The organism is Kineococcus vitellinus, from assembly GCF_009906315.1.
GTDB classification, from domain to species: Bacteria; Actinomycetota; Actinomycetes; order Actinomycetales; family Kineococcaceae; genus Kineococcus; species Kineococcus vitellinus.
In genome coordinates, this window is the sequence record NZ_JAAALL010000002.1 from 26,186 (window position 1) to 44,187 (window position 18,002).

Genomic DNA, 18,002 nt, shown 5'->3' on the forward strand with positions numbered 1-18,002 from the left:
CTGGCACGGTGACGTTGCAGACGGCGATGTCGCCTCCTCGGGCAGGCTGTCCGGCACCGCGCACGTGCACGCTCAAGCCTGACGGTGCGGCCTCCACGTCCTCGATGCCCGGGACGATCAGCTCGGCGGAGCGCAGGCTGGTGGTGAAGGCCTGCGGGATCAGGGCACGGTCGCGAACCTCGGCGAAGCCCCCCCGCCGGGCAGGCCTCCACGGCGGCGGGTGTTCGCTCGACGTCCCGGCACGACGTCTCGCTCGTCGGATCTCCGGTGGGTGGGGAGCGCCGATGGGGGATCCGCCTCATCCTCTCGCTCACCGTGGTCAGCGACCTGCACGCCGCGGAAGTGGAGCGCATCGTGGCGGCACAGCCCTTCGCCGACGTGCAGGAGAGCGCCAGCCACCACCTGCTGTACCGGGCTTCTCGGCTGCTGGTCATCGGGCAGGTGCGCCGCACCGGCCCGCGCAGGGTCAGCGTCCGCGCCCTGCGGCTGCACGCCGTGCCGTGAAGCTCACCCCTCGGCACCTGTGCCTCATCGCCGTGGTGTTCGCCCTGACCACCCCACCACGGCGGCCCGCGGCGGTCCTGCTCGCCCTGGCCGGCGCCGGGCTCGCGGCCGTCTGGATCGTCCTGACCCACCAGGGCGGCGTGCGCGCCGACGAGACCGGAACCAGCGGCACCGTCCTCGAGGACGTCGTGTGGCTGGTCGCTGCCGCCGCCTTCAGCGTCACCTCCCTGGTCCTCGGTGCACGGCACGGCCGGCACCACGCACCGCGGCAGGCAGGGTCGTGACGATCGAGTGGGCTGAACTGGCCGAGGCGCCGCGTCAGGCGGCGCAGTCGTTGCAGACCAGCTGCCCAGCGCCGATGTCGGAGCTGTCGTGCAGCCGGCTGCGGTGCTTGACCAGGAAGCAGCTGGCGCAGGTGAACCCGTCCTGCTGGCGCGGCAGCACCCGCACCGTCAGCTCCGCACCGGACAGCTCCGCACCGGACAGGTCCGCACCGGGCGGCTCGAAGCCCTCCGCGGCCTCTGCCTCGTCCTCATCGACCGGGCGGACGAGGTCTTGTCGGTGCGGTGGGACTTCAGCTCCTCCGGATGTCACCGGTGGTGCCGTGGAGAGCGGCCGGCGACGCGGGGAATGCCGGTGCGGTGTCAGCGTTGTAGAGGGTGATCGACCTGCTGCATGTCCCCGGGCCTCACCTTCAGCCACCTCGAGTGGCCACTCGCCGAGAGGCGACTGCCGGGTCGGTCAGCACGCGCGCGGCCGCCGGGTCCTCACGACCCGGCGGCCGTCGTGCGTCTGCGCCCGGCACGCTCAGGCACCTGCGCTGCCGGGGTGCACCAACCGTTCCGCCACGAGCACGCCTCCTGGGCCTGGGCGCGGAACCCGCGCGCGGAGCTGATGAGCCAGGACGGGGACCTGCTGCTGTGGTCGGCGCGGGGGCTGCCGCTGCTGGTCGCCGCCGCTGCTGACCCGGCGTGCCCCGCGCAGGAACTGCGCGCTCACCGTGCTGGAGGACTTCGCCCGCGCGGTGGTGCAGCGCGAGGACGCCGCGGGCTGCCCAGCTGAGCTGTCGGTGCTGCAGGAGGCGGCGGCCGAGACACCGACTGCCAGCCGGTGCACGGAGCGCCAGGACTGATCGAAGCTCCCGATGAGGGCGGGGCGAGCATCAGGGCCGCTGCAGACCCTGCAGAAAGTCGGTTGCGCCTCCTGCCGAGTGTGGTGACACTGGAATCTCCGGTGGCGGAAGAGGAGGGCCGTGCGGTGGAGATCTTCGAGCGTCTGGCGCTGACCGCGCGCTGACCCGTCGACCCGCCCTGCCTGCGGCTCCGGTGTCAGCGTTCCCGCTGACCCCCGAGGAGCCCTCGTGCCCGCAGCACCGTCCATCGTCTTCTCCGACGTCAGTCTGACCTGGTCCGACGGCGTACCCGCCCTGACGGGCATCACCGGCAGCTTCGGTGCCGGTCGCACCGGTCTGGTCGGTCTCAACGGTTCCGGCAAGTCGACACTGCTGCGCCTGGCCGCCGGGGAGCTGACGCCCTCCGCGGGAACGGTGATCGTCTCCGGGGACGTCGCCCACCTCCCGCAAACCCTCCCCCTGCACGTCGGGGCCCGCGTGGTGGACCTGCTGGGCGTCGGTGCTCAGGTCGATGCGGTGCGGGCCATCGAGTCCGGCGACACGGCCGAGCGCCATTTCGACGCCGTCGGCCAGGAATGGGACGTCGAGGCCCGGGCTGTCGCCGCACTCGCAGAGCTCGGCCTCCCGGCGGACGCGCTGGAGCGGTCCGTGGGGCAGATCTCCGGTGGGGAGGCCTTGCTGGTCGCGGTGGCCGGCCTGCGGCTGAGGGCGGCGCCGATCACACTGCTGGACGAGCCGACGAACAACCTCGACCGCGACGCCCGCACCCGCCTCGCTGAGCAGGTCCGCACATGGCGCGGTGCGCTGGTGGTGGTCAGCCACGACACCACGCTGCTGGAGCTGATGGATGAGACCGCTGAACTGCACCGTGCCCGCCTGAGCACCGTCGAGGGTCCCTACAGCGCCTACCGCGCGCATGTCGAGGCCGAGCAGAGCGCCGCCCAGCAGGACGAACGCACCGCGCAGCAGGCCCTGCGCCGCGAGCGGCGCCAACGGGTCGTGGCGGAGACGGTGCTGGCACGCCGGGCCCGCTACGCCCGCACCGACCACGAGAACAAGCGCAAACCCAAGATCGTGATGAACCAGCGGCGCACCGAGGCCCAGGTCTCGGCGGGCAAGCTGCGTGCAGGCCTGGACGGCGACGTCGAGCGCGCACGGGCGGCCCTGTGTGAGGCAGCCGACCGTGTCCGCGACGACGCGCACATCCACCCCGAGCTGCCCGACCCCGTCGTGCCGGGCGGTCGCCGGCTGCTGGAACTGCACGACCGCGAGCGCACCCACGTGGTCCGAGGCCCGGAACGGGTCGCTCTGACCGGTCCCAACGGCGTGGGCAAGACCACGCTGCTGGAAGACCTCGTGCGCAGCACGCCCCGCCGCCGCCAGCTGGTCGCCGGCCCGGCTCCTGGCTCGACGGGCGGTCCCTGGGCGGTTGCGCACACCGACCACATCGGCTACCTCGCCCAGCGCAGCGACGAACTCGACGAGCACGCCAGCATCCTCGACGTCGTACGCGCTGCCGCACCCCACCGCCCACCGCAACAGGTCCGCAGCGCCCTGGCGCGCTTCCTGCTGCGCGCTGACGCCGTTCACCGCCAGGTCGCCACCCTCTCCGGCGGTGAGCGCTTCCGGGTCGCCCTGGCCCGGCTGCTGCTGGCCGACCCACCCCCGCAGCTCCTGGTCCTGGACGAGCCCACCAACCACCTCGACGTCCAGACCGTCGACCAGCTCGTCGCGGCCTTGACCGCCTACCGCGGCGGTCTGCTCGTCGTCAGCCACGACGACGCCTTCCTGGCCCGCCTGCACCTGAGCAACCGCCTGGAACTGAGCCGCGACGGAACGCTCACCGAGCACGCCCTGCCCACCTGAACGACTCGGAGAACCTGACTCGCCGGAGTCGATGAACAGGCGGCTGTGCTCGGCGCCGTTGAGCACGTGCAGCGCCGGCTCGTCCTCGTGGAGCCTGCACATCAGCTGCAGAGGAGCAAGGGCCTCGAGCCGACGCTGGCACCCGCCCGGCCACACCTCCTGCGCCGGAGCCATCGCGTCCTGAGCGTGCGCAGCGCCAGGCGGCGCGGGTGCAGCAGTCGGTGTACCGGCCGGCTCCCCGGTCGGGGTGGTGGCATGAGTGCCGGCTCAGGTGCCGGTCGCCAGTGGCTAGGTCGTCAGCGGGGATCGAGGCGGCGGCGAGGGTGGGAGGACGCTGGAGCGGTGCTGCTGCTGGGCCGAGACGCCGTTGCGCACGTCGACCGAGGCTCTCCGGCGGGTCGTGGTGAGGCAGGCGCAGCCTGGTCAACCTGGCCGTCAACGCCAGTGCCTGACCACACCACCTGATCAGCGGTGAGCCGTGGGAACTGCTGGTTCCACCACCGCCGCCAGCGGTGGCACTCCGCTAGCGGGCCGTACCCCTGGGACGCACCGGCCGACCTCGGCGCGAAGACCGGGAAGTGTTGCGAGGGCAGCGGCCGGGACCGACGCCGGATGGTGCGCGCCCAGCGCGAGATGGCGTTGAGCGCCGACGCCGCCGACGCCCAGGCGGTACCGGCCCGAAGCACCCGCACTGACCCTGATCGAAGCAGTCGCGGTTCGACCCATCCACCGGGGTCATCGGTCATCGGATCCTTCGACGGGGGTGCGGTTGAACGCCGCACCGCGACGCCCCCAGGTGTCAGCTGCTCGGGTGCGCCGGCCCGCCGGCCCGCCGACCCGGCCGGGGCCGGACGGTTCGTCCCTGGCGGAGGGGGTCGGCTGTCTGGGTCCGGCACCCGGCGAGGAGGCGGGCCACCATCTGCCTCGCCTCGTCCTTGCCGTAGTCGGGCCCGAGGATCGACAGGTTCCCCACCGCGCGCAGCAGCGTGAGCGCCTCGACCTGCGGGTCGATCTGCCCGGCCTCCTGGCCGGCCGCGAGCAGGGACGCACAGGCCGGGACCAGTTCGTCGAGGATCAGAGCGTGCAGGCTCGCCAGGCCGGGGTCCTCCGAGAGCAGGGCTTCGCTGAGGCCGTGCTTGGTCACCAGGAAGTCCACGAAGGCCGCCATCCACCGCTCCAGCGCCTCCACCGCGGGGATGGGTTGCGCCAGCAACGCCGCCGCGAGGGCCGTGCACTCGTGGACCTGGTGGCGGTAGACGGCGCTGACCAGGTCCGCGCGGGTGGGGAAGTGGCGGTAGAGCGTGCCCACGCCCACCCCGGCGCGCTCGGCGATGTCGCGCACGGGCGCCTGCACGCCGCGCTCGACGAAGGCCGCCGTCGCCGCGCTCAGCAGCGCCTCGCGGCTGCGTCGCATGCCGGCCTGGCGCACTCCGGTCGTGGGGGTCACCACGGCCTCCCTTGCTCGCGGAACAGTGTTCCGCTAACTTTGGCGGAACGACGCTCCGCCAGTGTGGCAGAGCCGACTCCTCCGCGAAGGACATCCCGTGCCCCAAGCCCTCGACCGCCGGCTCATCGCGGTCAAGCCCATCACCGTGCCCACCACCGGCCGCGGCGTCCACCGCGACATCGAGCGCGGCACCGAGCGCGGCATCCCCCTGCAGGTGAAGGTCACCGCACCCGCCGACGGCACCGACCTGCCCGTTCTCGTCTTCTCCCACGGCAACGCCTGGTCCATGGACGGCTACGGACCCCTGGTGGACCGCTGGGCCGCCGCCGGCTTCGTCGTCGTCCAGCCCACCCACCTGGACTCCCGCCGCCACGGCATCGGCCTCGACGACCCCCGCTTCCGCACCATCTGGCGGGTGCGCATCGCCGACCTGCACGCCGTCCTGGACACCCTCGACGACGTCCTCGAGCAGGTCCCCGAACTTCCTACCCGGGTGAATGCGGGTCGTGTCGCCGTCGTCGGGCACTCCTGGGGCGGGCAGAGCGCCGCAGCCCTGCTCGGAGCCCGGGTCCTGGACGCCGAGGGCACCCCGGGGGAGGACTTCACCCACCCCTCGGTCACGGCCGGCGCGCTGATCGCCACCACCGGCACCGGCGACACCCTGACGCCGTTCGCGCTGGAGCACCTGCCGTTCATGCGCCCGGACTACACCGGCATGACCACTCCCGCCCTGGTGATCGCCGGCGGCGAGGACCGCTCGGCGATGTCCACCCGAGGACCGGACTGGTTCACCGACGCCTACCACCTCAGCCCTGCCCCCAAGCGGCTGCTGATCATCGCCGACGGCGAGCACACCTTGGGCGGCGTCGCCGGCGAAGCCGTGCGCGAGACCAGCGACGAGGACCCCGAGCGCGTCGCCCTGGTCGCCGACGCCGTGGCCGCCTACCTCCTCGACGTCCTCGGCGGCGACTCCACCGCCTGGCAGGACCTGCACGAGCGGGCCGCCGCCGGTTCGGCTGCCTTCAGCATCGAGGGCAAGTAGCTCCTGCGCGCACCGACGCCACCGCTGGGACTGGCCAGGCGGAGCACGAGGCGGCCCCGTGGCCGATCGCCTGCAGCACGACCTCCAAGGGTGTCCCGGATTCCCGGGCGAGTGCATCCCGACGGGGTGGGCGGGCGTTCCCAGCTCGGTGGTGGCGCGCTGGTGGAGGTCCACGCAGGGGGCGAAGCGCACCGCCGGGCCGCCGATGACGGCGAGCACGATGCGCGAGCCGTAGCGGGCGGTGGTGCTCGCCGAGGGCGATGACGTCGAGGCCGACCTCGTCGGCCAGCACCGCCTCCTGCAGCGTGGCGCGGGTGGCGCCGGCGTGAGGGAGCCTGGGTGGTCTCACCCGTCGTGCTCACGGTGCTCGCTCCTTCGACGGTTGATCTGGGCGCCGCTGTGTGCGGCCGGTTCCGCGATGGTGGACCGGCGGTGCTCGCCCCCGGTGGGCAGGGTGAACGAGGCGGTGCCCTCGGCGATCCGTCCGCCGTGGACCAGCAGGTAGGTGTCGAGGTAGGCCGCTCGCCCGCCTGCGAGGGGCACGTCGTCCGAGGGGTCGTCCAGCTCCAGGCTCAGGCGCACGTCGTCGACCGCGACCTCTCCACCGGAGGGGGAGGACATCCAGTCCTCGGCGCGGAAGTCCGTCGACGGCTGGACGGTCCCGATCTCCACCGCCAGGGTGTGCCCGGCCGGCAGCAGCCAATCGGTGGAGCGCATCTCCAGCGTCGTCTCCCCGGCCTGCAGGTGGGACACCTGCTGGTTGACCATGACGGAGGTCTCGTCGGGTGCGATGTCGTGCAGTCGCACCATGACGCTCCCACGGTCACCGGTCCGCAGGCTCACCACCGGTGTTCCCGTGATGCGGGTGGCCTCGCCCACGGGTTCGGAGCGCCGCAGGAAGCTGGACCCGTCGTCGGCGACCGCGAGGTCGGAGCGTCTGCCGTCGTCGGTGCACGTCCCGCTCCCCAGGCGGACGACCACCCGGTCGTCGACGGCCGGCCAGCGGTCCTGAGCGCGCCACGACCCGGTGCTGTCCTGCACGGCGAAGGCAGGCGCCGGCGCCTGCGGCGCCAGGCCCTTGAGGTGCTCGTCGTAGGAGGCGATCACCTCGTCGAACCACCCCTCGCGCCCCATGAGGAGCTCGCCGTCCGGGCCGCGACCGCTCGCGCTGACGTGGTCCCACTGCCCCAGCCACCCGCGCTGCGGTCCGTCGTGGTTTCGCAGGTAGGTCTGCATCGACTGCGCCTCGGTGTTCCACTCGAGGAACCCCTGGGTGAGCAGCAGCGGTGCATCGCTGCCCTTCGCCATCTCCGGCAGGTCCCTGGCGTCCCAGAACCCGGTGTCCGCCCCGGGGGTCTTGTAGCGGTTGAGCATGTCCGGGATGCAGGAGGGGTCCGAGAGCTCCCACGCCGCGTTCTCGCGGTAGCGCGGGAGGTCGTGGGGCATCCGTGCCGGTGCAGCGGTGGACGTCGCAGTGGTGGCGGGGATCGAGCGCGGCGTGCTGACGGTCGTCGACGGGGCCGTCCGGCGGCGCCGGGACGCTCGGGGAGGCGTCGGGCCGCAGCCGCCGCTCCCGCCTCGTGCGGGGGATCGTGCCGCTCGCCGCCCGTCAGCGTCAGGAGCGGCGCGGTGCCGCTGTGGTCCCGGTGCCGGCGCCCCGGAACCCCGACCCGGCACCGTCCGCCGCGTGCACCGTCGGCGCGAGTTGCCCGTGTTCCGGGAACACGGTGTTTGCTGGAGCGGTGATCGGCCCCCGGAGGACGCGTCGCGCTTCGCGCGACCGGACCGCGATCCTGCGCGGTCCGACCACAGGGGTGGTCGGCGTCCCCGCGGCGCGCTCGCGCCGGTCTCTCCAGAGGAGGAGCCCCGATGTCCCCTGACACCATGAAGGCCGTCGTCCTGACCCGTTTCGGCGGCCCGGACGGTCTCGAACTGCGCGCCGTTCCCGTGCCGGAGGTCGGACCCCGCCAGGTGCGGGTCCGCGTCCACGCGACCGCCGTCAACCCGCTCGACGTCCAGATCCGTCGCGGGGACCACGCGCGCCAGGTCCCCCCCCCCGGCGATCACCGGACACGACGTCTCCGGCGTGGTCGAGGAGGTCGGGTCCCGGGTGAGCGAGTTCCGCGCGGGTGACGAGGTCTACTACACGCCCGAGATCTTCGGCGGCGCCGGCTCGTACGCCGAGCAGCACGTCGCCCACGTCGGCCTCGTCGGCCGCAAGCCGGTGAACCTCAGCCACCTCGAAGCGGCGAGCCTGACGCTCGTCGGCGGCACGGTGTGGGAGTCCCTCGTGGTGAGGGCGCAGCTCACCGTCGGTGAGACCGTGGTCGTCCACGGCGGCGCTGGGGGCGTCGGCTCGATCGCGAGGAGCCCGCTGACGCTCGCGGACTCCGGGCGCGTCGTCAGCATCGTCGACACCTCGCAGCCGCAGAACCTCATCGAGGCCTGGGGCAGGAACGCCGCCTACCACTTCGTCTTCACCCGGCAGAGCCGCGGCACGCTGGACGCGCTCACCGACCTCGTCGAGCGCGGCCTCGTGAGACCGGTCATCGGCGCGACCTTGCCGCTCGCGCTGACGGCGCAGGCTCACGAGCTCGTGCAGGACAGGCGCTCGTACGCGCTCCACGGCAAGGTCGCGACCGACGTGGCGGGCGACACCCTCGCTCTGCCCCCTCGCCGGTAGCCGTCCCGTTCGAGGGGCCGACCTCGCACGGACGCGGGGGACGGGTGCACGCCGGGCCGAGAGCGTGTCCCGGGCACGTGGTCCACCCCCGGGCCTCTCGTGCCGTGCGCTCGGCACCTACGACCAAGGTCGCAACCCGAGTGCGCACCCGCGCCGGATGTGCGGGGGTGGCGCAGCCAGCAGGCTGGAGCCCGTCGGTCGGTGCGGCGCGAGCAGCGCCTGCACACCGCGGCACCGAGGAGCACCCATGCCTGATCGACCAGCCGTCCTGCGGCCCGGCCGCGCGGTGCTCGTCCGCGCTCCGCGGGTCCTGCCGACGCAGGTGGACGCACGGCGACGGCGAGGACCCCTGAGCACGCACGTGCGCCCTAGCATGACGAGCCAGCTCCCCGGCGCCGCCACGCACCAGGCCGGTGGCGCCACGAGGGGGAGGTGGAGTCCTTGGTGAAGCACCGGGACCGGCTCGAGGACGGCCCGTCCCGCGAGGACGTCGCGCCCCGCGACGGCGTCCCGCGCCACCCGCTCAAGCCGCGGTGGCTGCTGCGGCTGGACCGGGCCGCCCCGCAGGGCGGGATCGTGCGCGACGCCCTCTTCGCCGGGGCCGTGACGCTGCTCACCGCGGCCCTGCTGGCCTACACCCTCGGCTACGCGGTCCCGGCCACGGGGAGGTCCGTGCAGTACCCGCGGGAGTGGGCGGTCATCGCGATCGCGTGCGCGCAGGCCCTGCTGCTGACGTCGCGCCGCCGGCACCCGCTCGGCTGCTTCGTGGCCGTGGTCACGGTCCAGCTGGTGCTGAACGCCCTGCCGGGCTACACCGTGCGGGGTCCGGCGCTGGTGATCGCGGCCTACTCCCTGGGCACGGCGTGGAGCGGGCTGCGGGCGCAGTCGGCCGCGGCCCTCGCCGTCCTCGCCGAGCTCGTGGTGACGGTCGCCGTCGTGCTCCCGGGCCCCGACGACCTCCTGCTGAGCACCGTCGACGGCGCCCTCGGCGCGCTGCTGCTCTACAACGTGCCGGCCCTGGCCGGAGCGGCGATGAGCACCAGGCGCCGCTACACCGAGCTGCTGGCCCAGCAGGCGGCGGACGTCGCCGCGGCCCAGCGGGCATCGGTCCTGGCCGCGGTGGTGGCCGAGCGCTCCCGGATGGCCCGGGAGCTGCACGACGTCGCCGCCCACCACCTGTCCGGCATGGTGGTGCAGGCGGCGGCCGTGGAGAAGCTGGTGGACCGGGATCCACCGGCGGCCAGGGCCGGCGCGGCGTGGATCCGCGCCCAGGGCCGGCAGACGCTGGACAACCTGCGCCTGACCGTCGGCGTGCTGCGCGAGACCTCGGAGCAGACCAGCGGTGCGGGGACGGGGGCCGAACGCACCCCCACGCCGGGACTGGCATCGCTGGAGGAGCTGGTGCAGACCGCCCGCGAGCTCGGCACGTCGGTCGAGCTCATCCGCCGGGGACCGCCACGGACCCTGCCGCCCATCGCGGACATCTCCTGCTTCCGCGTCGCCCAGGAGGCGCTCTCGAACGCCCGCCAGCACGCCCCGGGGGCAGCGGTGACCATCCTGCTCGAACTCAGCCCGCACGAGGTCGGGCTCGAGGTCAGCGACTCCGGCTCACCGCAGGCCGCCCGCCCCAGGCGTGCAGGAGCCGGAGTCGGGCTCATCGGGATGCGCGAGCGCGCGGAGCTGATCGGGGCCGACTTCAGCGCCGGCCCGCTGCCCGGCGGTGGCTGGCGGGTGCGCCTGCGGATCCCGGTCGCCGCGATCGACCACCTGCCGGCCTGGCTGCCGGCGCAGGAGCAGGCCCCGTGATCCGGGTGCTGCTGGTCGACGACCAGGCGGTGGTGCGGGCGGGGTTCCGGGTGATCCTGGAGGAGGCCGGCGACATCGCGGTGGTGGGGGAGGCCGGCGGTGGGCGCGAGGGCGTCGAGCAGGCCCGGCGGCTGCGACCGGACGTCATCTGCATGGACGTGCGGATGCCGGGCGGGGACGGGCTGGAGGCCACCCGGGCCGTCCTGGCCCAGCTCGACCCCGCCCCGGCGGTCCTGGTGGTGACCACCTTCGACCTCGACGAGTACGTCTTCGGCGCTCTGGAGGCCGGGGCCAGCGGCTTCGTCCTCAAGGACACCGATCCCGACGAGCTGGTCGAGGCGGTCCGCCGGCTGGCCGCGGGCTTCGGGCTGGTGGACCACAGCGTCACCCGCAGGGTGATCGCGGAGTTCGCCCGGCGGCGGCCACCCGTGCCCGACGGGGCCGCCGCCCGGATCGCCCTGACCGCCCGGGAGACCGAGATCGTGCAGCTGCTGGCGCGGGGCTTCTCCAACGCCGAGATCGCCGCCGAGCTCGTGGTGGAGACCAGCACCGTCAAGTCCCACCTGGGGCGGGCCATGACCAAGATCGGAACCCGGGACCGCCTGCAGACGGTGGTCTGGGCCTACCAGCACGGGCTGGTCGGCGAGCGTGGTGCAGGTGGAGCGTCGTGAGGCGAGCGGACCGTGCTCGCGCGCTCGAGCTCACCGGGCACCCGCCCGGCCGACAGCCCGGTGCAGCCGGGACCGGTCGGCAGGTTCTCGCAGGAGGAGGCGCCGGTGTCGTGTGATGCGAGCGAGCGGGCGACCGTCGGCCGGGCCGCGCCTGCGGAAGTGCGGACGACCCGCGCCGCGTCCGGGGGAGCGGGCGAGCCGCAGCCGGTCGAGCAGCCGGTCGAGCAGCCGGTCGAGCAGCCCGTCGAGCAGCCGGTCGAGCAGCACCCGCACCCCGTCACGGCGCTGCCGCTCGCGTCGACGCCGGGCCGGGCTTCGAGCTCGCGTCGGGTGCCGGTCGGCATCATCGCCGGCGTCCACTGGTTCCGGCTCGTGGAACGTCTCTGAGCGCTGACCGGGAGGAGCCCCATGTCGTGGAGCACGAGGGAACTGGCGGCTCTCGCCGGCACGACGGTCAACACCGTCCGGCACTACCACCGCCGCGGTCTGCTCGAGGAACCCGAGCGCGGCAGCAACGGGTACAAGCGCTACGGCGTCGACCACCTCGTCCGCCTGCTGCAGATCAGGCGCCTGCGGGACGTCGGAGTACCCATCGCGGAGCTGCAGCAGCACGGTTCCGGCGTCGGGACGTCACCACGGGTGCTCCGGCAGATCGACGCCGAGCTGGTGGCGACGATCGAACGCAGCCGCCGAGCACGCGCGGAGATCGAGGCGATGCTGCACCACGACTCCACCGGCGAGGTCCCGCCCGGCTTCGAGCAGGTGGCGCAGCGGTTGTCGCCGCGCGAGCGTTCGCTGACGCTGATCTACTCCCAGCTCTACGACGAAGACGCCATGGCCGACGTCCGGGAGATGGTCGACCAGGAGGTCGACGAGGCGACGGTGGAGTTCGAGGAACTGCCCGCGGACGCCGACGAGGCGACGCGGGACCGGCTGGCGCGGGAGTTCTCGGGCACCATCGCCAGGGCCCTGACCGAGTACCCGTGGCTCACGGCGCCGCGGGAGCGCCTCCTGAAGGACGAGAGGACCACCGCCTCGACCTGGTCGACGTCCGTGGTGGCGTTGTACAACCGCGCTCAGCTGGACGTGCTGGTGCGGGCGAGCGCGCTCGCGCAGGAGCAGCGCTCGGGTGCAGCGGTACCCGTCGGCGTCGCGGAGGAGCCGGTCGCCGGCGGGACCAGGAGCCTGCGGTCCGCGTGACGGCCGTCGTCGCTGCGCCCGGCGAGTGCCCGACGAGGACCCGGCAGCGCCGGTGGGTGAGCGGGTCTCAGCGGCTGGGCGCGAAGGCGACGTCCACGCCGAGGGCGGCGAGGACGGCGGTGGCCACGGCGTCGGGGTGGGAGACGCCGACCGCGTGCGAGGCGCCGGGCACGACGGTGGTCCCGCGCGCGCCGGCGCGGGTCGCCATGGCGGCCAGCGCGGCGGCGGGGATGTTCAGGTCGGCGTCGCCGTACACCGACCACGAGGGCAGCCGCTTCCACGCCGGCTCCACCGCCAGCTCCTCGGCCAGCGCCGCCTCGGTGACCGGGCGCTGGGTGGTCGCCATCGTCGTGGCCAGCGCGGGGTCGACGTCGGCGGCGAACTGCGCGGCGAAGCGGGCGGGGTCGATGCGGAACTCCTGCCCGCCGCCGGAGAGCGGGTGGGCCAGCAGCGTCCCGCCCAGGGTGCTGCCCGGGTAGCGCCCGGACAGCACCAGCGCGCTCTCGCCGCGCTCGGGTGCGAAGGCGGCGACGTAGACGAGCGCGCTGACCTGCTCACCCAGGGCGTCGGCGGCGGCGGTGATGACCATGCCGCCGTAGGAGTGCCCGATGAGCACGACAGGGCGGCCCAGGCCGCGGACGACGTCGGTGAGGTAGGCGGCGTCGGTGGCCACCGAGCGCAGCGGGTTGGCGGCCGCGACGACGTCGACGCCGCGCTCGCGCAAGGTCTCGGCGACACCTGCCCAGCTGGCGGACTCGGCGAAGGCGCCGTGCACGAGGACGGCGGTGGGTGTGGTACCGGACGAGGTGGAGTCGTTCTCGTTCACGGACATCTGCCTCTCCAGGAGTGGTTCCGGCTCCGTCGAGCCGGACGGGGTAGGGGTAGGGGTAGAAGGTTCGGGGCGACCGGTGCGGGTGGCCGAGCCGGGACACGCCGCAGGTGAGCGCGACGAACGCCGCTCCCGCCACGACCACACCCCGCGACCTGCGGGCCGGGGTCGGTGCCGGCTCGTGCGCGGCTCGCCCGACCCGTTCCCGTGGCTCCACCGGGTCAGCGGGTCGTGCCGAAGCGGCGGACGGACTGCGGGTGCAGCACGACGCGGACCTGCTCGGCGGCCAGGATCCCGTCGAGCTCACCGGCCCGCTGCGGGTCCCGCAGGTCCCAGTAGCGTGCCGCCAGCCGCGAGGCCAGCTCGCGCCCGCCGCCAGCCTCGATCGTGGCGCGTGCGGTGACGGACACCCAGCGCTCGCGCTCGCCGACCGGAGCGGCGACGACGAGGCAGGCGCGGGGGTCCAGACGCAGGCTGCGCAGCTTCGGCGAGTCGGGCCCGGTGAAGAACTGCAGCGTCGCCTCGGTGGTGACCTCGAACCACACGGGCCGCGGCTGCGGAGGTTGCGCGGCGGCGGCCACGGCGAGGAAGCCGTGCAGCGGGCGAGCGAGGAAGGCGGTGTCCTCGCGGGTCAAGGCGTCGGTCGTCACGCGTTCTCCCCCTTCGCGGGAACGAGGCGCCAGGACGCGAGGTCGCCGGCGCCGGTACCGGTGCCGAAGACCTCGCGTCGAGCACGTGGACCTCCGCACCACCCATCGCTGCAGTCGACACCGTGTTCCCGGAACACCGTCAAGCGCCGGGCTCGTGCAGCGGGCGCGCACCGCGGCTCGTCGGGTCTTGACACGGTTCCCGCAACACGGTGTGCGCTCCACGACGGCGCCTCGACGCCGGCGACCGCCCACGGGTGCGCGCCGGCCGCCGGAGCCGCGGTGTTCGACCTCACGACGGGTGCTCCGGCGGATCGCTGCCGGTGGGAGGAGAGACGATGGTCACGGTCGGGTGCGGCGCAGCGACCCGGGTGCTCGCCGGTCCGCGGGTCGAACCGTGAGCGGGCCGGCGGACGGGTCGCCGCACGAGGCGAGGCGCGCAGCGGCCGAGCTGCGCCTGGCCACCGCGGCCGTGCGTGCGCGCCACGAGCGGGCCGTCCGGCGGCGCCGCGCGGTCGTTGCTGCTCGCTGGGCGGAGGTGGTGGCCCGCGCCGATCGCGGCCCGCAGGAGCTGCAGGTGGAGGCGGAGGTGGAGGACGCTCGCGACGAGCAGGCGTCGAACGCTCCTCGCGCCGCTCGGTGAGCCCTGGCCCCGCCCATCGCGAGGGTGTGCGTCGACCGTCGCGCGCCACCCACGTCGACGCGGCGGTCGGTCCGTGCACGGGCACCTGCGAGCACGAGCAGCGGACGGGCGGCGACCGCTCCTCAGCCCTGGCCGGGCGGGGTGCCGGTCAGGAGCGCCGACAGCGGCAGGGCCAGGTTGTTCACGACGTGCACCACCACGGCGGGCCAGATGCTTCCGCTGCGTCGCAGCACCTCGGCTGCGACCACGCCGACGAGAAGGCGCTCGGCAACGCCAGGTTCACACCGTGGAACAGGGCGAAGACCGCGGCGCTGCCGAACACCCCGACCGCGGGACCGTGGCGCAGCAGGGCGTTCGCCACGACGCCGCGGAAGAACAGCTCCTCGCCGAGCGGTGTGAGGAACGACAGCAGGGCGAGGGTGGCGAGCAGGGGCAGCACGCCGGCCGCCGCCGCGTCCCAGTACGAGCCCTGCGGATCCTGCAGCCCCGTGACGGCGAGCAGCCCGACGTTGACGAGGCCCTTGAGCACCAGTGCCGCGACCCCCGCGGCTGCTCCGGCCACGAGCCACCGCCACGAGGTCCTCCGCACGCCGAAGGCCGACCAGGAGCGCAGCCGGATCAGCGCGGCTGCGGCGAAGCCGACGAGGCCGACGAGACCCGACCAGCCGGCGAGCAGCAGCCCTCGGCCCACGGGCTCGAGGGTGCCGAGCGGGCCGATCAGCGGCAGCAGGAGGAGGACCGCCCCGCCGGCGAGCGAACCGGCGGTGATCTCGGGCCAGCCCGGCCGCCTCGCGGTGGCCCAGCCGGGGCGCGCAGCGTCGTCGTCCTGCCTCGTCATGGGAACACGGCACACCGTGTCCTCACGACAGGGTCAACACGAGCGTGGGCTGGACGTCGTGGCGCGGTCGCGGACCGCGTCATCCGCTCACGCCTCCCGCCGCCGCGCGACGGTGCTCGAGGTTCTCCCGGCCCACGACGATCGTGGTCGGGGCGAGCACCGTGACGAGCAGGCACCAGCCGAGCGGCACGCCGTTCGCGGCGAGGGCGACCGAGAGGGCCAGGACCGCGGCCGTGCCGGCGCAGAGGAGCAGGTGCAGAGGGTCCAGGGCACGCACGAGCCCGGCCTGCACGGCGAAGGAGGCGACGGTGAAGACCATGACCGGCACGGCCACGGCCAGGACCGCGCCGACGACGCCGATGCGCGCCTCGCCCTGGACCGCGTAGGCGGCCGCGTGCAGACCGGCGCCGATCGCCGCGATCGAGGCGAACAGCGCGATGTGCCCGTAGCCGAACCCCCACGCGCGCCCGCGGTGCCGTTGCAGGAGCGGCCCGAACGGCACGACGAAGTAGCTCCACCAGAGGGCGAAGGTGAGGCCGACGCCGGCGATCCCGAGCAGGAGCGTCTGCGAGTTCCAGCCCACGTGCTCGACGGCCGCCGTGACCGCGGCGATCGTGCCGAGGATCCCCTCGCCGACGGTGATGATCACCAGCAGCCCGTAGCGCTCGGCGATGTGGTCGGCGTGCCAGGGGATGCCTCCTCGCCGACGGCTCGCCACGACCGGTCCCGTGAGCTCGACGCCGAAGAGGAGCACGGTCGCGCCCACGAAGAGGGCCGCACCGTCGGGTCGCGCGAGTGCGAGGGCGACCCAGCCAGCCTGCGCGAACAGGGTGCTGCCGGTGTGGGCGAGGGATGCGCCGCGGTGCCGCGGCTCGTCACGGGCGGCGCGCAGCCACTGCGCGACCATGGCGGTGCGCATCACGACGTACCCGGCGACGGCGATGCGGATGTCCACCGGCTCACCGGGCTGCACCGAGTGGAAGACGTCGGGGATGCCCAGGGCGAAGACCAGGACACCCAGCATCTGGACGAGGGTCATCACCCGGAAGACCCAGTCGTCGGTGTCGAAGCCCGAGGAGAACCACGAGAAGGTGATCCACGCCCAGCAGATCGCCACCGCCGAGATGGTGAACCCGAGGAGGGCCGACCAGACGTGTCCGTCCGCCAGCAGGTGCGCCGCCTCGTTCCCCGCCTGCGCGAAGCTCACCACGAAGGTCAGGTCGAACAGCAGCTCGAGCGGTGTCGCCTGCCGGTGCTCCTGCTCGGGGTCCCTGCCGAGCATCCGTCGCGTCCGGTGGTGCGGGAGCGCGCCGTTCGTGGCCTCCATCACCCTGCCGCCCCCTCCAGCAGCGCGTGCGCGCCCGGGCACGACGAGGCCGCTGGAGTTCCTCGGAGGGGAACAGCGGTCGCTGGAGGGATCGTGGTGCAGGGGGACGGCTTCGGCATGGGGTCCTCGCATCGATCGACGGGCGGGTGCCGTGTGGTGTGAGCGGGTCGTGGCCGCGTCGCAGGCCGGCGGTCGCTCGTGAGCCGGACGGTCGGTGCTCCCGGCGCCGGCAGGAGGGGCCGCGTCGGCATCGTCGACGCAGCACCGGCAGGTGCACGACCCGAGGCGTCGCGGTGGGCGCGGCCGGAGCGCGATTACACCACGGCGCGCGGCGGGCGACCACACCGCTTGACCCTGTCCCGGGAACAGGGTCTTCGATGCGGGCGACGCATCGGGGAAGGACCCCGTGGACGTCGCGGAGCACGTGGGAGGTCGCAGGTCCCGCTGCAGCGATCGTCGACGGCTCGGGGTGTCACCGGACGCCCGCTCGTCCGGCGGGGGGCAGTCGGTGCGAAGTGCCGGAGCAGCCACGACGGAAGGATCACCATGCTGAACAGCGCCACCGTCTCGAACGACTTCTACGACGGGCTCCAAGACGTCGTCAACTCGGTACCGGAGTTCGTGCAACCGCTGATGGTGGCTGCTCTGGGCATGATCCCCTACGTCGAGGGCGAGGGGTCGGCTGCGCTGGGCATCCTCGCCGGGATCCACCCGATCACCGCGGCGGTGGCGGCTGCCGTCGGCAACCTGTCCATCGTCGTCGTGGTCGTGCTGCTGAGCTCACGCGTGCGCGAGTCGGTGGTCGCCCGGCGAGCACCGGGACCACGTTCTCCGCTGGGGTCCGTCGGCACGGGTACGACCGGGTCGGGTGACCTCCTGGAGCGCACGACCTCGAAGCCGGGCCGCGTGGCCAAGGGGCGGTCGCGGCTGGCCGTCTGGGTGACGCGGTTCGGCGTCCCCGGCGCCAGCATCCTCGCCCCCGTGGCCCTGCCCACCCACCTGACAGCAGCGTTCCTCGTCGCCTCCGGCGTCAAGAAGAGCTGGGTCATCCTGTGGCAAGCCGTCGCCATCGTGCTGTGGACCGGAGCGGTCGCCGTCGTCGCGCTCGGCGTCGCCAACGCGTTCGACCTGCGGTGAGGAACGTCGCAGCGGTCCGCGAACCGCGCCGGGACCGCACCGGGAGGGCTGCTGTTCACGGGGGCCCGAGCCGTCCACGGGTACCGGCGACCCGGGTGCTGGAGGGGATCTGATGAGCGTGCCGGCCGGGCAGGTGAGCGGGGCGGCGTGGCCCGCTCTGCGGGTGGAGGACTGGACACCCACCCGCGACACCCTGCACATGTGGCTGCAGATCGTCGGCAAGGTCCGGC

At 73.9% G+C, this 18,002-nt stretch carries 17 protein-coding genes and 2 pseudogenes; 11 read left to right on the top strand and 8 right to left on the bottom strand.

Translation table 11 applies throughout. The features are described 5' to 3' along the window. Nucleotides 1-267 precede the first annotated feature (267 nt). Both GTQ99_RS00745 and GTQ99_RS00750 read left to right on the top strand, forming a co-directional pair. Complete coding sequence (locus tag GTQ99_RS00745; protein ID WP_166613821.1) at nt 268-504, top strand: hypothetical protein; 237 nt, start codon at nt 268-270, stop codon at nt 502-504. Then, complete coding sequence (locus GTQ99_RS00750) at nt 501-788, top strand: hypothetical protein (RefSeq protein WP_338074626.1); 288 nt, start codon at nt 501-503, stop codon at nt 786-788. Before GTQ99_RS00745 ends, GTQ99_RS00750 begins: the two co-directional genes overlap by 4 nt. 34 nt (nt 789-822) lie before the next feature. Here GTQ99_RS00750 and GTQ99_RS26485 read toward each other — a convergent pair. Then, nucleotides 823-1,088 (bottom strand): annotated as a pseudogene (locus GTQ99_RS26485) (DUF4193 domain-containing protein); the annotation flags it as partial. Between the two features lie 244 nt (nt 1,089-1,332). Between GTQ99_RS26485 and GTQ99_RS00760 the strand changes: the two are divergent. Beyond that, nucleotides 1,333-1,566, top strand: coding sequence for a hypothetical protein (locus tag GTQ99_RS00760; protein ID WP_166613838.1), 234 nt, complete (start codon nt 1,333-1,335; stop codon nt 1,564-1,566). 298 nt (nt 1,567-1,864) lie between these two features. Then, complete coding sequence (locus GTQ99_RS00765) at nt 1,865-3,502, top strand: ATP-binding cassette domain-containing protein (protein WP_166613839.1); 1,638 nt, start codon at nt 1,865-1,867, stop codon at nt 3,500-3,502. Nucleotides 3,503-4,301: 799 nt separating this feature from the next. Here GTQ99_RS00765 and GTQ99_RS00770 read toward each other — a convergent pair. After that, nucleotides 4,302-4,949, bottom strand: a complete 648-nt coding sequence (locus GTQ99_RS00770) for a TetR/AcrR family transcriptional regulator (protein ID WP_338074627.1) — start codon at nt 4,947-4,949, stop codon at nt 4,302-4,304. A gap of 97 nt (nt 4,950-5,046) precedes the next feature. Here GTQ99_RS00770 and GTQ99_RS00775 point away from each other — a divergent pair, with 97 nt between their 5' ends. Next, nucleotides 5,047-5,991: an alpha/beta fold hydrolase gene (locus GTQ99_RS00775; RefSeq protein ID WP_166613840.1), complete on the top strand. Its 945-nt coding sequence runs from the start codon at nt 5,047-5,049 to the stop codon at nt 5,989-5,991. A 345-nt stretch (nt 5,992-6,336) separates the two neighbouring features. On the opposite strand, the gene GTQ99_RS00780 is transcribed toward GTQ99_RS00775, so the two are convergent. After that, nucleotides 6,337-7,980, bottom strand: coding sequence for a CocE/NonD family hydrolase (locus GTQ99_RS00780; protein ID WP_420814494.1), 1,644 nt, complete (start codon nt 7,978-7,980; stop codon nt 6,337-6,339). Here GTQ99_RS00780 and GTQ99_RS27385 point away from each other — a divergent pair. The 3 genes and pseudogenes from GTQ99_RS27385 (at nt 7,876) to GTQ99_RS00795 (ending at nt 11,151) form a co-directional block, all read left to right on the top strand. After that, nucleotides 7,876-8,674: pseudogene (locus GTQ99_RS27385) on the top strand (alcohol dehydrogenase catalytic domain-containing protein). The gene GTQ99_RS00780 and the pseudogene GTQ99_RS27385 overlap by 105 nt on opposite strands. 444 nt (nt 8,675-9,118) lie before the next feature. Further along, nucleotides 9,119-10,480, top strand: coding sequence for a histidine kinase (locus tag GTQ99_RS26500; RefSeq protein WP_166613842.1), 1,362 nt, complete (start codon nt 9,119-9,121; stop codon nt 10,478-10,480). Further along, nucleotides 10,477-11,151 carry a response regulator gene (locus GTQ99_RS00795; protein WP_166613843.1) on the top strand — a complete coding sequence of 225 codons (675 nt, stop codon included), beginning with the start codon at nt 10,477-10,479 and terminating at the stop codon, nt 11,149-11,151. The genes GTQ99_RS26500 and GTQ99_RS00795 overlap by 4 nt, the downstream gene beginning before the upstream one ends. Before the next feature lie 30 nt (nt 11,152-11,181). Here GTQ99_RS00795 and GTQ99_RS00800 read toward each other — a convergent pair whose 3' ends face one another. Further along, nucleotides 11,182-11,424 carry a hypothetical protein gene (locus GTQ99_RS00800; protein WP_166613844.1) on the bottom strand — a complete coding sequence of 81 codons (243 nt, stop codon included), beginning with the start codon at nt 11,422-11,424 and terminating at the stop codon, nt 11,182-11,184. A 135-nt stretch (nt 11,425-11,559) separates the two neighbouring features. Between GTQ99_RS00800 and GTQ99_RS00805 the strand changes: the two genes are divergently transcribed. Beyond that, the gene (locus GTQ99_RS00805; protein WP_166613845.1) at nt 11,560-12,351 is read left to right on the top strand and encodes a MerR family transcriptional regulator; all 792 of its coding nucleotides are present in this window, start codon (nt 11,560-11,562) and stop codon (nt 12,349-12,351) included. Between the two features lie 67 nt (nt 12,352-12,418). On the opposite strand, the gene GTQ99_RS00810 is transcribed toward GTQ99_RS00805, so the two are convergent. The 4 genes from GTQ99_RS00810 to GTQ99_RS00825 form a co-directional block, all read right to left on the bottom strand. Continuing rightward, complete coding sequence (locus GTQ99_RS00810) at nt 12,419-13,183, bottom strand: alpha/beta fold hydrolase (RefSeq protein WP_166613846.1); 765 nt, start codon at nt 13,181-13,183, stop codon at nt 12,419-12,421. Between the two features lie 218 nt (nt 13,184-13,401). Next, complete coding sequence (locus tag GTQ99_RS00815) at nt 13,402-13,830, bottom strand: pyridoxamine 5'-phosphate oxidase family protein (protein WP_166613847.1); 429 nt, start codon at nt 13,828-13,830, stop codon at nt 13,402-13,404. A gap of 821 nt (nt 13,831-14,651) precedes the next feature. Next, complete coding sequence (locus GTQ99_RS00820; protein ID WP_205706553.1) at nt 14,652-15,308, bottom strand: CPBP family intramembrane glutamic endopeptidase; 657 nt, start codon at nt 15,306-15,308, stop codon at nt 14,652-14,654. Between the two features lie 79 nt (nt 15,309-15,387). Then, nucleotides 15,388-16,590 (bottom strand): low temperature requirement protein A, encoded by a 1,203-nt coding sequence (locus tag GTQ99_RS00825; protein ID WP_205706554.1) that lies wholly within the window; start codon nt 16,588-16,590, stop codon nt 15,388-15,390. Between the two features lie 591 nt (nt 16,591-17,181). Between GTQ99_RS00825 and GTQ99_RS00830 the strand changes: the two genes are divergently transcribed. Both GTQ99_RS00830 and GTQ99_RS27390 read left to right on the top strand, forming a co-directional pair. Next, entirely contained in the window at nt 17,182-17,772 is a 591-nt protein-coding gene (locus GTQ99_RS00830; protein ID WP_166613848.1) for a small multidrug efflux protein, read from the top strand. A gap of 112 nt (nt 17,773-17,884) precedes the next feature. Then, nucleotides 17,885-18,002 (top strand): DUF5996 family protein (locus GTQ99_RS27390; protein WP_420814495.1); only part of this gene is annotated, 118 nt, incomplete at its 3' end.